At 67.4% G+C, this 18,014-nt stretch carries 22 protein-coding genes, 2 tRNA genes and 1 pseudogene; 20 read left to right on the top strand and 5 right to left on the bottom strand.

Annotated elements, in window-relative coordinates; translation table 11 throughout:
* Nucleotides 1-29 precede the first annotated feature (29 nt).
* The 4 genes from FFS56_RS15665 (at nt 30) to FFS56_RS15680 (ending at nt 2,140) form a co-directional block, all read left to right on the top strand.
* Nucleotides 30-488, top strand: coding sequence for a hypothetical protein (locus FFS56_RS15665; RefSeq protein ID WP_127012531.1), 459 nt, complete (start codon nt 30-32; stop codon nt 486-488).
* A 3-nt stretch (nt 489-491) separates the two neighbouring features.
* On the top strand, nt 492-917 hold the full coding sequence (locus FFS56_RS15670) for a hypothetical protein (RefSeq protein WP_127012530.1): 426 nt from the start codon (nt 492-494) through the stop codon (nt 915-917).
* A gap of 210 nt (nt 918-1,127) precedes the next feature.
* Nucleotides 1,128-1,487, top strand: coding sequence for a metalloregulator ArsR/SmtB family transcription factor (locus FFS56_RS15675; protein ID WP_127012529.1), 360 nt, complete (start codon nt 1,128-1,130; stop codon nt 1,485-1,487).
* A complete protein-coding gene (locus tag FFS56_RS15680; RefSeq protein ID WP_127012528.1) occupies nt 1,484-2,140 on the top strand; it encodes a cation transporter in 657 nt (218 codons plus the stop codon). Before FFS56_RS15675 ends, FFS56_RS15680 begins: the two co-directional genes overlap by 4 nt.
* A 48-nt stretch (nt 2,141-2,188) precedes the next feature.
* On the opposite strand, the gene FFS56_RS15685 is transcribed toward FFS56_RS15680, so the two are convergent.
* The gene (locus FFS56_RS15685; protein WP_137772279.1) at nt 2,189-3,748 is read right to left on the bottom strand and encodes a recombinase family protein; all 1,560 of its coding nucleotides are present in this window, start codon (nt 3,746-3,748) and stop codon (nt 2,189-2,191) included.
* A gap of 23 nt (nt 3,749-3,771) precedes the next feature.
* Between FFS56_RS15685 and FFS56_RS15690 the strand changes: the two are divergent.
* The 11 genes and pseudogenes from FFS56_RS15690 to FFS56_RS20870 all read left to right on the top strand — a co-directional run.
* A pseudogene (locus tag FFS56_RS15690) lies at nt 3,772-3,882 on the top strand (DUF4244 domain-containing protein); the annotation flags it as partial.
* Nucleotides 3,883-3,902: 20 nt separating this feature from the next.
* Nucleotides 3,903-4,277 carry a TadE family type IV pilus minor pilin gene (locus FFS56_RS15695; protein ID WP_164734106.1) on the top strand — a complete coding sequence of 125 codons (375 nt, stop codon included), beginning with the start codon at nt 3,903-3,905 and terminating at the stop codon, nt 4,275-4,277.
* A complete protein-coding gene (locus FFS56_RS15700) occupies nt 4,277-4,603 on the top strand; it encodes a hypothetical protein (RefSeq protein WP_058632084.1) in 327 nt (108 codons plus the stop codon). Before FFS56_RS15695 ends, FFS56_RS15700 begins: the two co-directional genes overlap by 1 nt.
* Nucleotides 4,604-4,683: 80 nt before the next feature.
* Nucleotides 4,684-7,530, top strand: a complete 2,847-nt coding sequence (topA, locus tag FFS56_RS15705) for a type I DNA topoisomerase (protein ID WP_127012526.1) — start codon at nt 4,684-4,686, stop codon at nt 7,528-7,530.
* On the top strand, nt 7,527-8,156 hold the full coding sequence (gene tmk, locus FFS56_RS15710; protein WP_127012525.1) for a dTMP kinase: 630 nt from the start codon (nt 7,527-7,529) through the stop codon (nt 8,154-8,156). The genes topA and tmk overlap by 4 nt, the downstream gene beginning before the upstream one ends.
* Before the next feature lie 59 nt (nt 8,157-8,215).
* Nucleotides 8,216-9,373, top strand: a complete 1,158-nt coding sequence (locus FFS56_RS15715; RefSeq protein ID WP_127012524.1) for a DNA polymerase III subunit delta' — start codon at nt 8,216-8,218, stop codon at nt 9,371-9,373.
* Nucleotides 9,370-10,923, top strand: coding sequence for an alpha/beta hydrolase (locus FFS56_RS15720; RefSeq protein ID WP_127012523.1), 1,554 nt, complete (start codon nt 9,370-9,372; stop codon nt 10,921-10,923). Before FFS56_RS15715 ends, FFS56_RS15720 begins: the two co-directional genes overlap by 4 nt.
* A 69-nt stretch (nt 10,924-10,992) precedes the next feature.
* Nucleotides 10,993-11,065: transfer RNA gene (locus FFS56_RS15725), tRNA-Thr, on the top strand.
* Between the two features lie 67 nt (nt 11,066-11,132).
* Nucleotides 11,133-11,714: an isochorismatase family protein gene (locus FFS56_RS15730; protein ID WP_046746488.1), complete on the top strand. Its 582-nt coding sequence runs from the start codon at nt 11,133-11,135 to the stop codon at nt 11,712-11,714.
* Nucleotides 11,711-12,097, top strand: coding sequence for a DUF1697 domain-containing protein (locus tag FFS56_RS15735; RefSeq protein WP_233437316.1), 387 nt, complete (start codon nt 11,711-11,713; stop codon nt 12,095-12,097). The genes FFS56_RS15730 and FFS56_RS15735 overlap by 4 nt, the downstream gene beginning before the upstream one ends.
* Nucleotides 12,070-12,243 (top strand): hypothetical protein, encoded by a 174-nt coding sequence (locus FFS56_RS20870; RefSeq protein ID WP_233437315.1) that lies wholly within the window; start codon nt 12,070-12,072, stop codon nt 12,241-12,243. Before FFS56_RS15735 ends, FFS56_RS20870 begins: the two co-directional genes overlap by 28 nt.
* Here FFS56_RS20870 and FFS56_RS15740 read toward each other — a convergent pair.
* Entirely contained in the window at nt 12,233-12,448 is a 216-nt protein-coding gene (locus tag FFS56_RS15740) for a hypothetical protein (protein WP_046746468.1), read from the bottom strand. The two genes, FFS56_RS20870 and FFS56_RS15740, sit on opposite strands and share 11 nt — an antisense overlap.
* A 25-nt stretch (nt 12,449-12,473) precedes the next feature.
* Here FFS56_RS15740 and FFS56_RS15745 point away from each other — a divergent pair, with 25 nt between their 5' ends.
* Complete coding sequence (locus tag FFS56_RS15745; protein ID WP_058632077.1) at nt 12,474-12,989, top strand: CGNR zinc finger domain-containing protein; 516 nt, start codon at nt 12,474-12,476, stop codon at nt 12,987-12,989.
* Between the two features lie 8 nt (nt 12,990-12,997).
* Here the strand turns inward: FFS56_RS15745 and FFS56_RS15750 are convergent, their stop codons facing one another.
* The 3 genes from FFS56_RS15750 to FFS56_RS15760 form a co-directional block, all read right to left on the bottom strand.
* Complete coding sequence (locus tag FFS56_RS15750) at nt 12,998-13,543, bottom strand: type 1 glutamine amidotransferase domain-containing protein (RefSeq protein ID WP_046746470.1); 546 nt, start codon at nt 13,541-13,543, stop codon at nt 12,998-13,000.
* A 140-nt stretch (nt 13,544-13,683) separates the two neighbouring features.
* Nucleotides 13,684-13,756: transfer RNA gene (locus FFS56_RS15755), tRNA-Lys, on the bottom strand.
* A 136-nt stretch (nt 13,757-13,892) separates the two neighbouring features.
* Entirely contained in the window at nt 13,893-14,552 is a 660-nt protein-coding gene (locus FFS56_RS15760; protein WP_046746471.1) for a fasciclin domain-containing protein, read from the bottom strand.
* A gap of 174 nt (nt 14,553-14,726) precedes the next feature.
* On the opposite strand from FFS56_RS15760, the gene sigK reads away from it, so the two are divergent.
* The 4 genes from sigK (at nt 14,727) to FFS56_RS15780 (ending at nt 17,848) form a co-directional block, all read left to right on the top strand.
* Nucleotides 14,727-15,314: an ECF RNA polymerase sigma factor SigK gene (sigK, locus tag FFS56_RS15765; protein WP_045262427.1), complete on the top strand. Its 588-nt coding sequence runs from the start codon at nt 14,727-14,729 to the stop codon at nt 15,312-15,314.
* The gene (locus FFS56_RS15770; RefSeq protein WP_127012522.1) at nt 15,311-16,099 is read left to right on the top strand and encodes an anti-sigma factor; all 789 of its coding nucleotides are present in this window, start codon (nt 15,311-15,313) and stop codon (nt 16,097-16,099) included. The genes sigK and FFS56_RS15770 overlap by 4 nt, the downstream gene beginning before the upstream one ends.
* Nucleotides 16,100-16,128: 29 nt before the next feature.
* Complete coding sequence (locus FFS56_RS15775) at nt 16,129-16,758, top strand: hypothetical protein (protein ID WP_046746474.1); 630 nt, start codon at nt 16,129-16,131, stop codon at nt 16,756-16,758.
* A 205-nt stretch (nt 16,759-16,963) separates the two neighbouring features.
* Nucleotides 16,964-17,848 carry an aminodeoxychorismate lyase gene (locus FFS56_RS15780; protein ID WP_046746475.1) on the top strand — a complete coding sequence of 295 codons (885 nt, stop codon included), beginning with the start codon at nt 16,964-16,966 and terminating at the stop codon, nt 17,846-17,848.
* Nucleotides 17,849-18,014 lie beyond the last annotated feature (166 nt).

Here is an 18,014-nt window from a genome sequence, read left to right on the forward strand (position 1 = left end):
CGGTCGGGGGAATCTGCCAGGCTGAGCGTATGAGCGACGATGACGAGCACGAGAACTTCATCCAAGCGGGCGAGCTTCCCCCGCTGAGCATGCCCGCGTTTCAACTGCACACGTTCGCGATCATCGAGAGTTTCCAGCGTGGCGTGCCGGGATTCGTCTCCGACGACTACCTGGAGGCGATCCCCGCGGAGACGACGCTGACGGCAGCGGAGCTTGAACTAGCGGGCGTGTGGGTCCGCCGCGAGGGCGGCTACTTCGTCCAAGACGACGAGACGATCAGCATGGTTATGGGCTTCCGAGAGAAGAGCGATGCCAATGCCGAAAAGTGCCTGACCCGTGGGTATCACGTGCCGCGTGGAGATGGCGACTGGATCGTCTGCGAGACCTGTCACGTTCCCCTGAAGCGTCCGGACGGCAAGCCGGTCGGGGGCGAAAACGGCGAGCCCCCGGACTACGGCCCCCGCCACGATGACCTCACCGTCGAGTAGCCCATGGACTGGGAGAAGATCGGCGCAGCGGTGTGGGACTGGGTTCCGTGGCTGATCGGCCTCGTCGGTCTCCTCTTCGGCATTCTCGGAGAACTACGTGCACGCCGAGCTGAGCGACGGATCAGGCGCGACGACGATGCGCCTCCGTGGGACGACGCCCAGCACGACAGCGGCGATCTGTTCACTATTCGCAACACCTCGACGCGCGATGTCGTCGTGACGGCGGTGGAGGCCGACCCCGCCAAGAAGGCGGGCTTGTTGAGGTTCCGTCAAGAGTTCCCGCTGACGATCTACGCAGGGGACTCACTCGGCGTTCTGGTCGGCGAGCGGTACTCTCTGAGTCGCCCTGACGTCGTTCTCGTGTGGAGGTTCGTGGACGCTGACGAGGTCCGCCGAAACCGCCGTATCCTGCCGAGTGTCACTGCATGATCCTGCCGCCCATCGATCCGGACATCCCGATGTCCCAGGGTGACGACTTCGACGGGATGAGCCCGCGGTGCCCCGAGTGCGTGGCCACGATGGTGCCGCAGCAGTCTGACCGCGGCGAGTGGTGGGCCTGCCCGCAATGTAGGGCTACCAGGCTCTCTTGAAGGGCGACCAAACTGGCACTCAGTACAGCGCTCACTGTATAGTCATCGAGTGCTGACTATTACTACTCGACTCGATGTCATGAATCGGCTTGGCCGAGCGATGGCAGATCCGACGCGATCCAGAATCCTCATGTCATTGCTGGAGGCCCCGAGCTACCCGGCAGAACTTTCCCGCGCACTGGAGCTGTCCCGCTCCAACGTCTCCAACCACCTGACCTGTCTCAGAGACTGCGGGATCGTGGTGGCGGAGCCGGAGGGACGCCAGACGCGGTACGAGATCGCAGACCCGCACCTGACCGCCGCCCTGGTGGCCTTGGTCGATGTGACTCTCGCCGTTGACGAGAGCGCTCCGTGCGTCGATTCGTCGTGCACGGTGGCCGGTTGCTATGGAGCGGAGGAGAGCGCATGAGCGCCGAGCTGACAGCCGCACGGCGGACCACCCTGCACCGCCGTGTGCGGTTCATCGTGGGCTTCACGATCTCGTACAACGTCATCGAGGCCATCGTCGCGATCTGGGCGGGCACGCTCGCATCTTCCGCGGCCCTCATCGGGTTTGGGCTCGACTCTGTGGTCGAGGTTCTGTCCGCCGCAGCCATCGCGTGGCAGTTCACCAGGAAGGACCCGGAGCGCTGGGAGAAGGTGACCGTTCGGGTCATCGGTCTGGCCTTCTTCGCGCTCGCGGCCTACGTCACCGTGGATGCGGTGATGAGCCTCATCAGCCAGGAAGGCCCCGAGCACAGCCCGCTGGGCCTCGGCATCACCGCCCTGAGCCTCATTGTCATGCCGTTGCTCGCGTGGTTCGAAGTGCGCACAGGGCGAGAGCTGGACTCCAAGAGCGTGATGGCCGATGCCAAGCAGCTCATTCTGTGCATCTACCTGTCCGGTGCCGTCTTCATCGGACTTATCTTGAACACCTTGTTCGGTTGGTGGTGGGCCGACTCTGTCGCCGCGCTCGTGGTGGCCGTCCTCGCGATCCGGGAGGGCATCGAGGCGTGGCGCGGAGACGTCGAATCGCCGTTCGAGGTCCTCGAAGACCTGGCAGGCGAGAGCGACGACGACTGACTGGCGTCGGTGATCCAGTCCCTTCTGTGCGGTCTGGATCACCGCGACCTACTCCTGGCCGCTGAGAGCGGCAGCGATGGCGTCCTGCGCCTCCTGTGCAACCTTCGGTGTCCTCGTCGCCTGGCCTGTCTCCAGGCTCCGGCGACGCTCGACTCGTCGCCATCCGAGGGTGACCGTCCCGTCGATCTCCTCGACCGTGCGCAGCCGCCGTCCCTTGCCCACGGGAAGCACCTGGACGTCGTGCACGAGCGCGCTGAGGACCGCACGTCGCCGACCCATGCTGAGCCCGTCCCAGATGGTGCGGATGTCGTCGCCGGTGACGAACTGAGCGAGAGGGTTTGACCTCAGCGCATCCGCGAGATCCCGTTCCACTTCGTCAGCCTCAACATCCAGCTCATCGACTTCGTCGGCAAAGCCTTCGGCGCTCAGCCTGCGCGAGCGGTAGAGCGCCTCCGCTTCAGCTCGTCGTGCCGCTATCGCCTCTCTGCGAAGCCTGAGCGCGTCGATGTCGTGCCCGCCGTCATCTACCCAGGAGAGCAATCCAGGGGCACTGAGAACGCCGACTACGGCGTTAGTGACGTAGTCCTCGATTAGGCTCGCTGGGCGCTGGAAGCAACCCTTGGTGCAGCGGTACCCGCGCACTGGGTTGACCGTCTTGGTGGTGGCCATACGCAGAGGACCACCGCAAGCGCCGCAGCGCCCGATGGTGGAGAGCAGCCACTTCGCCCTGGTGTCTCCGTCGTGGGTGCGCCGCGTGTCATCCAGCAGTTTGGACCGCGCAGCGATGACGGCGTCCTCCGGCAGGATCGCGTCCCAGGCCCCGGGCGTGCATTCAGACCATCCGAACCGGTCCGCCGAGTACTTCACGCCCTCCGGCATGGCAGGCGGCAGCATGGCCGCATGGAAGGGAGAGATGAGAATGCGCCGGACTGTACTGGAGGTCCAGCGGGCTCCCTCGCGCGTCTTCCATCCCATCTCATTCATCGCGGCAACGATGGCACCGAGTTTGGCCCCGCCGAGCAACTCCGCAGACATGTAGCGAACGATCTCGGCCTCGCTTGGCACGATGACGTAACGGGTGCGGTTCCGCCAGTCCGGATCTTTCCGGTCGGCGGGCACCCACGAGTAACCGAACGGCACCAGGCCGGAAGGTGGATGACCCGCACTGCGCCGCTTCGCTCGGTAGGGGACAGCACGCGCGTCCTTCTCGGTGATCTCCTCCTCAGCCATGCCGGTGAGCACGTCGAGCATGATGCGCCCGCCCATCGTGCTGGTGTCGATACCGTCGCGGACGGTGACGACGCGTACATCGCGCTTCGGCTTGGCCAACTCGATGACGTCTACTCGACGGCGTAGGAGTCGTGCCGCAGTGACGGCCACGACAAGATCAATCTTCCCTGCATCGATGTCTTCGAGCATGCGCGCCCAATCAGTGCCCGCCCTCCGAGTCTTGCTCGCGCTCGTGTTGTTGTCGCTGTACACGTCCGCCACGATCCAGTGCTCTCGGCTGGCCTTGTCCTCCAGCACTTCGATCTGTTGTTCGATGCCCGCTTCTACCCGGTCGCTCTGCCGGACGTACAGCGCCGCGCGTACCTTTTCCTGTGCCATTCATCTAATTATGCTCGTTTCCTGCGACGGTGGCCGCGGTCGCCTTCGCCGGGCTCCTCGTCGTGATCATGCGCTCCGATGAAGTCCGCGGCATCCTCACGGACCTCGTGCGGCGCGCGCTCACGGTGTCGTGATGTGGGCAGGGAGACGCGCGATGACCGAGCTTGGCGGTGGCGATGCGGCGCCGACGCCGCGACATGCGGACGAGCGCGGATCCGCCGCAGCGGAGCTGGCACTCGCACTTCCCGCCGTCGTGCTCGCGCTCCTTCTCGGGGCAGGGGCGCTCGGAGCGGCGTCGCGCCAGGTCGCGCTGCAGGACGCCTCCGCGGACGCCGCTCGTCTTCTCGGACGTGGCGAGGGACACGGTGCGGCAGAGCGGGTGGTGCATGCTGCCGTGCCAGGGGCGGAGATGTCGTCCTCGCCCCGGGGCGACCTCGTATGCGTCACCACCTCCGTCGATGTCTCCGTCGGCGCGCTGATCCGCATGCCGCTGCGGGCCTCGAGCTGCGCACTCGAGGGAGGACTCTGATGGCCGGTTCGGCGCTGGCGGCTGGCATACTCGCGGTCGCGGCCACCATTTCCCTGGGTCTCGCCGCTGTCGGAGGTGCGGCCGTGACGGCGCAACGAGCGGCGGGTGCGGCCGATGCTGCGGCGCTCGCCGCTGCCGATGCGGCGAGCGGTGCCGTGACCACATCCGAGCAGCCCTGCGCACTCGCCGAGAGGGTCGCGCTCGCTGCCGGCGCGACCCTCACCGGCTGCGTCCTCGAGGGCTTCGTGGCGACCGTGGAGGTGCAGGCGGCGTACGCTGGACTCGCAGCCGTCTCCCGAGCCCGTGCCGGGCCACCCGAGGGATAGCGACGGCAGCGCGACCTCGCTCACTGTGAACGACCCCACACAGTGGTGTGTATGGTGTGCTTCGAAGAAAGGACGCACCCTTGGCTGAAGGCAAGAAGCTCGTCATCGTCGAGTCCCCGACGAAGATGCGGTCTATTCAGGGATACCTCGGCGACGGCTATGAGGTGCTCAGCTCCGTCGGCCACATCCGCGACCTCGCTGACAAGAAGGACATCCCGGCTGCGGACAAGCAGGCGTACGGGAAGTACTCCATCGACATCGACAACGGGTTCGACCCGTACTACGTCGTCTCCGATCGGAAGACCAAGACGGTCGCCGAGCTCAAGCGTGCGCTGAAGAGCGCCGACGAACTCCTGCTCGCCACTGATGAGGACCGCGAAGGCGAGGCGATCGCCTGGCACCTGCTGGAGACCCTCAAGCCCAAGGTCCCGGTCAAGCGCATGGTGTTCCACGAGATCACCAAGGACGCGATCCAGGCCGCCGTCGGCAACACCCGCGAACTCGACCACGACCTCGTCGACGCGCAGGAGACCCGCCGCATCCTCGACCGCCTGTACGGGTGGGATGTCTCGCCCGTGCTCTGGTACAAGGTCAAGACCGGGATCTCGGCCGGTCGTGTGCAGTCCGCCGCGACGCGCCTCATCGTCGACCGCGAGCGCGAGCGCATGGCGTTCACCTCTGCCGAGTACTGGGACGTCGATGCGGCAGCCGCGGCGACGGGTACCTCGTTCAAGATCCGACTCGTCCGCGTTGACGGCGGCCAGCTGGCACGCGGCTCGGACTTCGACGACGACGGCAAGCTCAAGAAGGCCGTCGTCATCCTCGACGAGGCCGCGGCCACCGCGCTCGCCGCGGCTGTGGACGCCGTCGGCACCGGGAACGTCACCAAGGTCGAGGCCAAGCCGGGAACGCGCAGCCCCTACGCGCCGTTCACGACCTCCACGATGCAGCAGGAGGCGGGCCGCAAGCTGTCGATGGGAGCCAAGCAGGCCATGGGTGTAGCCCAGCGTCTGTACGAGAAGGGCTACATCACCTATATGCGTACTGACTCCACGTCGCTGAGCACCCAGGCGGTGCAGGCGGCACGGAGCCAGGCGGTCTCGCTCTACGGCGATGCAGCGGTGCCGCTGAAGCCGCGCGTCTACAAGTCGAAGAGCAAGAACGCCCAGGAGGCCCACGAGGCCATCCGCCCCTCGGGCGACAACTTCCGCACGCCGGCTTCCCTGTCATCCGAGCTGGATCGCGATGAGCAGCGCCTCTACGACCTCATCTGGAAGCGCACCGTCGCCAGCCAGATGTCCGACGCCAAGTACGAGACCACGACGGTCACCATCGCCGTCGACGCGGGGGAGAGGAAGGCCGAGTTCACGGCATCCGGAACCGTCTACACGTTCAAGGGCTTCCTGGAGGCGTACGAGGAGGGTCGCGACGAGAAGCGCGGAGATGCCGACGCCGCGGAGAACCAGTCGTTGCCTGCCGTCGCGGTCGGCGACCAGCTCGCCGTGTCGGATGCCGAGGCCAAGGGTCACCGCACCACGCCGAAGCCGCGCTACACCGAGGCCTCTCTCGTGAAGGTCCTCGAGGAGAAGGGCATCGGACGTCCGTCGACGTTCGCCTCGATCCCCGAGACGATCCTCGACCGTGGGTACGCGGTCAAGCGCGGGCAGGCGCTCGTGCCGACCTGGCTCGCGTTCAGCGTGGTGCGTCTGCTCGAAGAGCATTTCGCCGACCTCGTCGACTACGACTTCACGGCTGCGCTCGAAGACGACCTCGACACGATCGCCCGTGGCGAGCAGAACCGCGTCGAGTGGCTCAAGTCGTTCTACTTCGGCTCTGACGCCCACGTCGGGCTGCGCCAGGTCGTCGACAACCTCGGCGAGATCGATGCCCGTGCGCTGAACTCCACGCGCATCACCGACACCGCCACGCTGCGCTTCGGCAAGTACGGCCCGTACCTCGAGGTGGCCGACCCGGCGAATCCCGAGGCAAAGCCGCGCATCGTCAACGTTCCGGAAGACCTGGCGCCGGACGAGCTGACCGCCGAGAAGGCGCAGGAGCTCATCGACGCTCCCGTCGCCGGTGACCGCGTTCTCGGGGAGAATCCCGAGAACGGCAAGATCATCGTCGTGAAGGACGGCCGGTTCGGGCCGTACGTTCAGGAGAACGATCCCGTGTCGGAGGATGCCGCCGTCGATGAGGCGACCGGCGAGGTCGTCGACAAGCCGAAGCCGAAGCGGGGCGCGAAGAAGGAAGCGGCTCCCAAGCCGCGCACCGCGTCGCTGTTCCGTTCGATGTCCGTCGACGAGATCGACCTCGAGACGGCGCTGCAGCTGCTGAGCCTCCCGCGCGTCGTGGGCGTCGACCCCGAATCCGGCGATGAGATCACGGCGCAGAACGGGCGGTTCGGACCGTACCTGAAGAAGGGCACCGATTCGCGATCGCTCGAGTCGGAGTCGCAGATCTTCGACGTGACGCTCGAGCAGGCGCTGGAGATCTACTCCCAGCCGAAGTACGGCGCCGGACGCAGGGCCTCCAGCGCGCTCGCCGAGTTCGAGGCCGACCCGGTCAGCGGCAAGCCGATCCGGATCCGTGACGGCCGCTTCGGCGCATACGTGACCGACGGCGAGACGAACGTCACGATTCCGCGTGGGCAGAAGGTCGAGGACATCACCTTCGAGATCGCGGTGCAGATGCTCGCCGACAAGCGCGCCAAGGGCCCCGCCCCCAAGCGCGGTGCCGTCAAGAAGGCACCCGCGAAGAAGGCACCCGCGAAGAAGCCCGCAGCGAAGAAGGCACCGGCCAAGAAGCCTGCAGCGAAGAAGACGACGGCCGCCACGTCCGCTGCGCGTTCGGCGGCGGCGAAGAAGGCCGCCGCGACGCGTGCCGCGAACGCCGCGGCGAAGGCAGCGGAGAAGGCGGACTCGTGACCTCAGGCCGCGGGGTGTGGATCACTCTCGAGGGCGGCGACGGCTCGGGCAAGACCACACAGTCGAACCTGCTCGCGGACTGGCTCGAAGGGGCCGGACGTACGGTCGTCCGCACCCGTGAGCCCGGCGGCTCGGAGGTCGGTCAGCTCATCCGCGACATCGTCCTGCACCATCGCGGCGACATCGCACCGCGCGCGGAGGCTCTGCTGTACGCCGCGGACCGGGCGCACCATGTCGCCACCGTCGTACGCCCGGCCCTCGGTCGGGGCGACATCGTGCTGCAGGATCGCTACCTCGATTCGTCCGTGGCGTATCAGGGCGCGGGTCGGGTGCTCGATGGGACGGAGATCCGCGACCTCTCGCTCTGGGCCGCCGAGGGTGCGCTGCCCGACCTGACGATCCTGCTCGACCTCGCCCCCAGTGAGGCGCGGGCTCGGCTGGACTCCGCCGACAAGCCGTTCGACCGGCTCGAGGCGGAGCAGTCGGACTTTCACGGACGCGTCCGCGACGCCTTCCTCGACCTTGCGAGAGCCGAGCCGAACAGGTTCCTCGTCGTCGACGCCGCAGCGGCCCCGGATGCGATCGCGGAGCAGATCAGGGCGAGAATCGGCGCCCTTCTCGACTGACCAGCGCGGTGGCACCTCTCCGTGCTTCCGACGTCTGTGGCCACGATTAGGCTGAGTGCATGCCCCAGACCGTTCCGGCCCCTTTCCCGTGGGCGGATGTGTGGGGGCAGGACGCTGCCGTCGACACGCTCCGTGCCGCGGCAGCCGATCCGTCGGCGCTCTCGCACGCCTGGCTGATCACAGGACCGCCCGGCTCCGGCCGTTCGACTCTGGCGTACGCCTTCGCAGCCGCACTCATCGCGGATCGGCCGGACGACGAGACCGTCATGCGGCAGGTGCTCGCAGGAACCCATCCGGATGTCACCGCCTTGCGCACCGACAAGGTCATCATCACGATCGCCGAGGCTCGCAGTCTCGTCGAGCGCTCCTACTTCGCGCCCTCCGCCGGCCGCTATCGGGTCATCGTCGTCGAAGACGCCGACCGCATGGTCGAGCGCACCTCCAACGTGCTCCTGAAAGCGCTCGAAGAGCCTCCGGAGCAGACGGTGTGGATCCTGTGTGCGCCGAGCGAGGCCGATCTGCTGCCCACGATCCGATCGCGCGTGCGATCGCTGCGGTTGCGGGAGCCCGATGTCGCCGACGTGGCCAGGCTCATCAGCCTTCGCACGGGGGTGGATGAGGCCGTCGCCGAGCAGGCGGCACGGCATGCGCAGCGCCACATCGGCATGGCCCAGCGGCTCGCCACAGACGACGCGGCCAGGCGCCGACGCGACGAGACGCTCCGCTCGGTCCTCGGCGTCAGAGGAGTGGGGGACGCGGTCGAGGTCGCCGGACGGATCATCCAGGCGGCCACGGAGGACGCGAAGGCTCTCACCGCCGAGCGCGACGCCCAGGAGCGCGCTTCGCTGCTGCGCACGATCGGCATCGCCGAGGGCCAGGCGGTGCCGCCGGCGCTGCGGACACAGCTCTCGGCGCTCGAAGACGATCAGAAGAAGCGGGCCACGCGGAGCCTGCGCGACGGGATCGACCGTGTGCTCACCGACCTTCAGTCGCTGTACCGCGACGTCGTGATGCTGCAGTTCGGGCAGAGCGAAGGTCTCATCAACAGCGAGTTGCGCACCGAGCTGTCCGACCTCGCTTCCGCCTGGCCCGAGACCCGTACTCTTGTCGTACTTGACCACCTTGCCGAGACGCGGCAGTCGCTGGAGCGCAACGTCGCCCCGCTGCTCGCCCTGGAGAGCTTGCTCGTGACGATCACGAGCGGGAGGAAACCGTGAACAATCGATCGACTTCCCGCCTGCGCCGCGCCGCCGCGGTCATCGCAGGGCTCGCCGCCGCATCCGTCGCCCTGTCGGGCTGTCTGTACGCGATGATTCCCGAGCAGTCGTCGCGGCCGTCGACGACGAGTGCGCCGGACACCGAGGGCGTCGCCGAGGACCTGCTGCCCTTCTACTCGCAGGAACTGACCTGGACGGAGTGCGGTGTCGGCTTCGACTGCACCGATGTCGCCGCTCCACTCGACTGGGAAGACCCGGGGAAGGGCGAGATCACCCTCTCGGTCGTCCGACACCGCGCCGAGGGCACCCCCGTCGGCTCGCTGCTCACGAACCCGGGCGGTCCGGGGGCCAGCGGTGTCGACCTGATCCTGAACAGCCTCGACTTCGCGGTCGGCGCCGACCTCATCGAGAACTTCGACGTGATCGGGTTCGACCCGCGCGGCGTCGGAGATTCCACCGCGGTCACCTGCTACGACGCACCGCAGATGGACGACTACCTGTACGGCATTCCCTCGGCAGCACGAGGCACGGCCGAGTGGGAGGCCGAGCTGCTCGACTCGCACAAGAAGTTCGCCGATGCGTGCGATGCCAACAGCGGGGGGATCCTTCCGTACATCACCACGGTCAACGCCGCCAGGGACATGGATCTGATCCGCGCGCTGCTGGGCGACAAGCAGCTGAACTACCTCGGCTACTCGTACGGCACGTTCCTCGGTGCGACATACGCGAAGCTGTACCCCGAGAAGGCCGGCCGCCTGGTGCTCGACGGCGCGATCGATCCCGCTGTCCCCGGGCTCGAGGTCGGCGCGACGCAGGCGCTCGGGTTCGAGTCCGCGCTGCGCGCCTACATGCAGGACTGCCTCGACTCGGGGGAGTGCCCGTTCAACGGCAGCGTGGATGAGGCCATGGCCGATCTGGGGGCGCTGCTGGCGAGTGTCGACAGCACCCCTTTGAAGAGCGGAGACGGCCGCATGTTGGGTGCGGACTCCCTGATGACCGCCATCATCGCCGCGCTCTACTCGCAGGACAGCTGGGGCTACCTCACGCAGGCGCTCGATGAGGCACTGCAGGGCGACCCGACCTCGGCACTGTTCCTCGCCGACTTCTACAACGGACGCGAGAACGGCACCTACACCGACAACTCCACCGAGGCGTTCCGCGCCTACAACTGCATGGACTACCCGGTCGAGGATGACCCGGCGGCAGAAGCGGCGACGAACGCGAAGATCGCCGAGGGCGCGCCCACGATCGCGCCCTACTGGGCGGGGCCTGACTCCTGCTCGGTCTGGCCCTACCCGCCCACGGGCACGCGAGGTGAGATCAAGGCTGAAGGCGCCGGCCCCATCCTGGTGATCGGCACGACGAACGACCCGGCGACCCCCTACGAGTGGTCGGAGTCGCTCGCGAACCAGCTCGAGGAAGGTGTTCTCATCACGCGTGTCGGCGAGGGGCACACCGGATACAACAAGGGCAACGCCTGCGTGGACGACGCGGTCGAGGCGTTCCTGCTCGACGATGTCGTACCGGAAGACGGGCTCCGCTGCGAATGAGGAGGCCTCGATTCGCGAGTGAGCGCGAGACAGGGTAATATCGGTGATCGCGCCGCTCACGCGTCGCACGCCGCTTTAGCTCAGTCGGCAGAGCATTTCACTCGTAATGAAAAGGTCGTCAGTTCGATTCTGACAAGCGGCTCCGAAGGCCCCGTGATGCGAAGAACATCACGGGGCCTTTCCCGTTCCTCACCGCGTACTCTCGAAACATGAGCAGAGCGCTTCTCATCGTCGATGTGCAGAACGATTTCACCGAGCACGGCGCCCTTGCCGTCGCGGGCGGTGATGCGGTGGCTGCTGCCGTCACCGAGTTCCTTGCCCTCCACGCGGCCGACTACGACGTGATCGTCGCGTCGAGGGATTGGCACGATGCCGATGGCGACAACGGCGGGCACTTCGCGGAGGACCCCGACTATGTCGACTCCTGGCCTGTGCACTGTGTCGCGGGGACCGAGGGTGCCGAGTACGACCCTCTGTTCGTGACCGATGCCGTCACGCACCATGTCCGCAAGGGGCAGGGGATACCGGCTTACTCGATGTTCGAGGGGCGGACGGAGGCGGGGGAGACGGTCGGCGCGATACTTGCGGAAGCAGGCGCGTCGACCGCCGACGTGGTCGGCCTCGCAACCGATCATTGCGTGCGGGCGAGCGCCCTCGATGCCATCGCTCACGGGGTGCGGGTCCGTATCCTCACCGACCTCGTCGCCGGCGTCGCGGCGGAGCCCAGCGAGGCAGCCCTCGCCGAACTCGTCCATGCGGGGGCGGAGCTGGTCGAGAGCGCCCGCGAGTGAGGGGCAGCGTCCTGCTGCTGCGGGCGGTCAACGTCAGCGGCCGTAACAGCGTGCCGATGGCGCGCCTCCGCGAAGTGCTCGCGGCCGAAACCGACCTGTCGGATGTCTCCACGTACATCGCGAGCGGCAACATCGTGTGCGCGACACCGGACGATCCCGCCGTCGCGTGTGCAGCTGTGCGGGTGGTCATCCACGACGAGTTCGGGGTCGACACGCCCGTCATCCACCGCACGCACGCGCAGCTGCTCTCCTCCGAGTCCGCGCAGCCGTTCCCCGAGGGGGATCAGAAGTTCGTGCACGCGATGTTCCTGAGGGGGCGCCCTCTGCGGGCGCGATCGACGCGTTGCAGCTCCGCTTGCTCCCGGCGGAGCGCATCGCGCTGATCGGGAACGATCTGTGGATCGACTACGGTGAGGGCGGCGTGCACTCGACCAAGCTCACGAAAGCGGTGCTGGACCGTGCGCTGGGCGTCGCGGGGACGGCTCGAAATCTGAGGACGACGCGCAAGCTCATCGAGCTCACGGCATGACGCCCGGCAGTTCCGCGCTCAGCGCCGTCGGCGGCGTGTGAGGGTGCGGCTGCACGTCGACGCGGTGTACGCGGCAGCTCGTGCATCGCACGTAGAGCACGATGCCCTCGCTCGTCGGGTGCCGGGACTCCACCGTCCAGGCGTGTTCGTGGGGGGCGGTCGACGGGTGGATGCGCGGGATGGGAAGAGTGCTCTGCGAGGTCATGCATCCAGCGTGATGTAATGGTCTTATGCATCTCAACCCTTACGGTGAATACGCGGTACTGCTCGCCGCTTCTCTCGCCAACGACTGGCCGGCCGACCGCGCCGGGATCGAGGAGCGCACACTCGCGCAGGGGATGACGATGACCTTCCCGGCGGCTCCCGGCGACTACGAGCGGGTCAGGGACGTCATCGACGAATGGCTCGCCATCGTCGATGAGCCCGACCCCGACGCGCGAGCAGCGCTCCTCAACGCGCAACTCGCCGTCGCGGCCGCCTACCCCCGGTTGACGAACCACGACGGCGAGGGGTGGCACCTGCACTATCGGGACGACGTGCCGTCGCTGCCCTTCGTGCTGAGGGCGATCATCAGCCTCGGCACCTCGCTGCACCTGGTCACCCGGGGCATGAACCGCTTGAGCCGCTGCCAGGCCGCGCCCTGCACCAACGTCGTCGCGGATGTGACGCGCAACGGTCGTCAACGCTTCTGCTCCGTGCGCTGCGCCAACCGTGCGGCGGTGCGTCGGCATCGGGCGCGGGCCTAGCCCTGTCGTCAGGCGGTCTGCCCGGCGTGCTTGCCTTCGCCGATCTCCTCGACCAGCTTCGCGTTGAACGCCGGGAGGTCGTCGGGGGTTCGACTGGAGACGAGCCCCTCGTCGACCACGACCTCCTCATCGACCCACGTCGCGCCCGCGTTGCGCAGGTCGGTGGTCAGACTCGGATAGCTGGTGAGTGTCCGCCCATCGACGACGCCCGCCTCGATGAGGATCCAGGCGCCGTGGCAGATCACGCCGACCGGCTTGTGCTGCTCGAAGAAAGCCCGCGCCAGTTCGATGGAGGCCTTGTCCATGCGCAGGTGATCCGCATTGACGACGCCTCCGGGCAAGACCAGGGCATCGAATTGATCAGCTGTCGTCTCCGACGCGTGCAGATCCACGGCCTGCTCGTGCCCGTTCTTGCCGGTGATGGCTGCGCCGTCCGGGGCGATCATGGTCGCGCTCGCGCCTTCTGCCGTCACCGCTTCCCAGGGACTGGTGAGTTCGCTGTCCTCGAATCCGTCCGTTGCGAGGAATGCCACGCGGCTGCCGCTGAGGGTCATCGTTCATCCTTTCCTGGAGTGTCGTCCGCCGTTCGGGGACGACTCGACCATCTCTCAGGTCAGGCGGAGGCGAAAGGGGGTGGCCGATGCGAAGAGCCGGTGGTACAGGAAGGTCGTCGGTCGGATACGACGACGTGCGGTGGGCCCCGTGGGGCTCGAACCCACGACCCGCGGATTAAAAGTCCGATGCTCTGCCAACTGAGCTAGAGGCCCCTGCGTCAAGTCTAGTGCGCACGACGAGGGGCCGTCGGCGACACAGCACCGCCGACGGCCCCTTTCCTTCCCGGGTTCCTCCCCCTGCCCCGAGAAGGACGCGTGCCGGGTGTCCTCCCACCCGGCTGTCCCAGGCTCAGGAAGCCGGGGGCATCAGAACCGTGTCGATGAGGTACACGGTCGCGTTCGCGGTCTTGACTCCACCGCAGATCACCTTGGCGTCGTTGACCATCAGGTCATCGCCGCTGCCCGTGACCTCGAGGTCAGCACCCTGCACCGTGGTGTGCGTGCCGTCGATGTCGGCCGGCTCGATCTGGCCGGGGACCACGTGGTACGTCAGGATCGAGCTCAGCGTCGCGCTGTCGGTCTTGAGAGCCTCGATGGTGGCCGGGTCGATCTTCGCGAAAGCGTCATCCACCGGAGCGAAGACGGTGAACTCGCCGCCGTTCAGGGTGTCGACCAGGTCGACGTCGGGGTTGAGCTTTCCGCTGACCGCAGCGACCAGCGTGGTCAGCAGCGGGTTGTTGGAGGCGGCGACCGCCACCGGGTCCTCAGCCATACCGGCGACCGAGCCCGCGCCGTCCGGCACAGCGTCGGCGTATGCCGCGCAACCGGGGCCGACCAGGTTGGCGGCCGGGTCCATCTCCATCGGCGTCGACTCCGACGTCTCCGGTGCCTTCGGCTCGGACGACGAGTCCGAGGTGCTGCCGCTGCCCATGGAACAGGCGGAGAGCAGGAACGCGCTCGCCAGGCCGAGGGTGATTGCCGCGGTGACCTTCTTCTTGGTGCTGAACATGTCGAGCTCCTTCAGAACTGAGCCACGGCCTCTCCGTGGCGTCGAGTGCTGTTCGGAGCCCCATCCGGATCGGATGGGACGAATCTGAGAAAAGTTTCTGATCGGTGCTCCGATCGGTCACATTCAGGTGACGCCTGCGCGCGATAGAGCCTCTGATGCGGCATGCTGTGAGAGATGGTCATCGATGGTTTCGACGTTCCCGACGAAGGAGCGACGCAGGATGCTGTCGCCGACCTCCTCGTCCGCGTCGCGTCCGGTGATCAGGCTGCCTTCGCGACTCTCTACGACACCCTCTCCTCTCGCGTGTTCGGTCTCATCCTCCGCGTGCTGGTCAACCGCTCTCAGAGCGAAGAGGTGCTGCAAGAGGTTTTTCTGGAGATCTGGCAATCCGCTTCGCGCTTCGCTCCGAACAGAGGTCAAGGACGAGCGTGGATCATGACGATCGCTCATCGCCGGGCCGTCGATCGAGTGCGAGCATCGCAGTCGAGCGCCGACCGGGATGTACGGGCAGGATTCAAAGACATCGGCATCGCGCACGACAGTGTGGCGGAGCAGGTCGAATTGGGGATCGAGGGAGGGAAGGTCGTCGAGGCGCTTTCGGGGCTTCCGGAAGCGCAGCGGGAAGCACTCGTCCTCGCTTACTACGGCGGTTACAGTCAGAACGAGATCGCGGCCCTCGTCGGGGCGCCGCTGGGGACAATCAAGACACGGATGCGAGACGGGCTCAGCCGTCTGCGCACGGCGATGGGGGTGACGGCATGAACGAGAAGAACTTCGAGGAGCTCGCGGCAGGTGCCGCCCTGCATGCGCTCTCCGCTGACGACGAACGTCGCTATCGAGCCGCCCTCGCAGAGCACCTCGAGGGGGAGGAAACGGTGGATGCGGATATCGCGACGGCTGCGCTCCTCTCAGACTCCGTGGAGCCCGTCACGCCCCCCGCGCACATCCGTTCCGCCCTGCTCGCCCAGATCGCCACCATCCCTCAAGACGGGGAGGAGCGAACCGATCGCGAGGTCTCGGATGATGCGCCTCGGCTCGAGCCATCGAACGGGTCCGCGCCTGAGGGTCAGCCCGAACGCGAGAAGCCGCGCCGTTGGACGCGGACCATCTTCGCCCTGGCAGCGTGCCTCGCCCTGCTGGTCGGAGTCGGAGTCGGAGCGATCGCTCTCAACCAGCAGCTGAACCCGCCGGCGAGCGTTGTCGCTCTGCAGGAGATCGAGGCCTCAGGAGACGCTCAGCAGGCGACGGTGGAACTCGACGGTGGCGGAACCGCGACCGCGCACTGGTCCGGCTCTGCGGGCAAGGCCGTCCTCGTGGCGGATGGTCTTCCGAGCGCCGGCGACGGCAAGACGTACGAGCTGTGGTTCGTGCGCGGCGATGCGCCGGTCTCCGCCGGTGTCTTCGATGTCGACGGCGGTGATGCCACGGCACTGCTCGCGGGCGACATGCAGGCGGGCGACGCGATCGCAGTCACGGTCGAGCAGGCAGGCGGATCACCCACCGGCCAGCCCACGACCGACCCCGTGATCGTCATCCCCACGGCCTGAGCTGCTCCGATCGCGCGTACCCTAAAGGGATGCCCGAGCAGCACCATCGCCCCGTGCGTCGTCCGACGAGTGCTTTCGACAACATCGTCGGAGCGCACGATCCCGCCGAGGAGACTCGTATCGCGCACGCCACGGCGTCCGCCCTCTTGACGCGCGTCCGTGCGGACGAGAGCGGTGCGAGTGCGGAACGCCTGGTGGCATTCACTGCCGAGCACGGCATCGACGAGATCGCCGAGCTCTGGTCGAAGGCGCCGTCGCGCACGCTGCCCGGCGCGCTGTGGCGTCTCTACGTCCTGCAGCTCGCGATCCATGGCGACCCGCACACGGCGGCTCTCCTGTACGACCGTGGGCGCGTTGAGCTGCCGTCTGCGGATGCGGTGATCGCCGGGGCGCCTGTGCCGGCGAGCCCCGACGAGTTGGTCGTGCTGATCGACACGATCCTGCGCGGGGCGTTCCGCGGTGACTTCGCCGTCGCGCTCGACCGCGCCGCGGCGTTCTGCCGGGTGCAGGCGTCAGGTGCGACTCACACCGCGGACGACTACGAGCCGACAGAGCCGGCTCGGGCCAGTGAGTTGACCACCCGGGCCCTTCGCCTCAGCAGCTACGGCCAGGATCTGGCGGCCGCTGCCGTGCTGTGGCGCACGGACGCCCTCGCCTGAGCCGATCTCAGCGCGCAGGATGCTCAGGGCGTGAGGAACCCGGATACGAAAAGACCGGCCGGATATGAAAAGACCGGGCCGCAAGAACGCCTCTCGGCGGAAGGCCGCTCGCAGCGGCAAAAATTGGAGCCCGGGGTTATGCGGCCCGGCCATTCAATTGTAACGCGATGAGGCGATGGGTATTCCCGCCCTCTAGGCTCGGATCATGACCGGGCGCTTCGCACTCATGATCGATCCCGTGGCTGCCGACGTGCAGCGCTCCGACTTCGCGGACACGTTCACGCAGGTGGACGCCGCTGCGCCCGCGCTCAGCGTCGGGGAGCTGAGCACGCAGCGCGGTGACGGTGTTTTCGAATCCATCGGCGTGATCGATGGACATGCCCAGGAGGTGGTTCCGCACCTGGAGCGTCTCGCGCACTCCGCTCGGCTGTGCGACCTCCCGGTGCCGAATCTCGCGCAGTGGCGACAGGCGATCGATCATGCAGCGTCACAGCTCGGCGCGGGCGAGTCCGTCATCAAGCTCATCCTCAGCCGAGGAGTCGAGCACGGACCCACTCCGACCGCGTGGGTCACCGCTGCGCCGGCGGCCGACTTCACCGCCGTGAGGGAGAACGGGGTGCGGGTGGTCACTCTCGACCGCGGGTACGACCTGGACGCCGCAGAGCGGGCTCCGTGGCTGCTGCTGGGAGCGAAGACGCTGTCGTACGCCGTGAACATGGCCGCTCTTCGTGAGGCGCATCGACGGGGAGCGGACGATGCGATCTTCCTCTCGAGCGACGGCTTCGTGCTCGAGGCCCCGACCGCCTCGCTGATCCTCCGATTCGGAGACCGCTTCCTGACACCGGCCCCGACCGGTGGCATCCTGCACGGGACGACACAGCTCAGCGTCTACGAGCATCTCGCCGCTCAGGGCTTCGAGACGGGCTACGACCGCATCCCCGCGACCGACCTCACGCGGGCTGATGCTGCGTGGCTCGTGTCGAGCGTGCGCCTCGCGACGGCCATCACCTCCGTCGACGGCACGCCTCTCCCGGTCGACCACACCCTCACGGCCGCCCTGAACCGCTACCTCCTCTCTCCCCGCACCTGACCTCTCCGACCTACCGCGCACTCACCATGCCGCCCCACCGTGCCCGCACGGCGACGCCAGAACGGAGACCACCCGTCCGCTGCATGGCGTGTCTGGGCGCGACGCGCCATCACCTTCGCGACTGGTCTCCGTTTTGGCAGGAGGACGGGGCTGGCAGGGGGACGGG

It is taken from the genome of Microbacterium sp. Beta (genome assembly GCF_005502545.1).
Classification (GTDB): domain Bacteria; phylum Actinomycetota; class Actinomycetes; order Actinomycetales; family Microbacteriaceae; genus Microbacterium; species Microbacterium oxydans.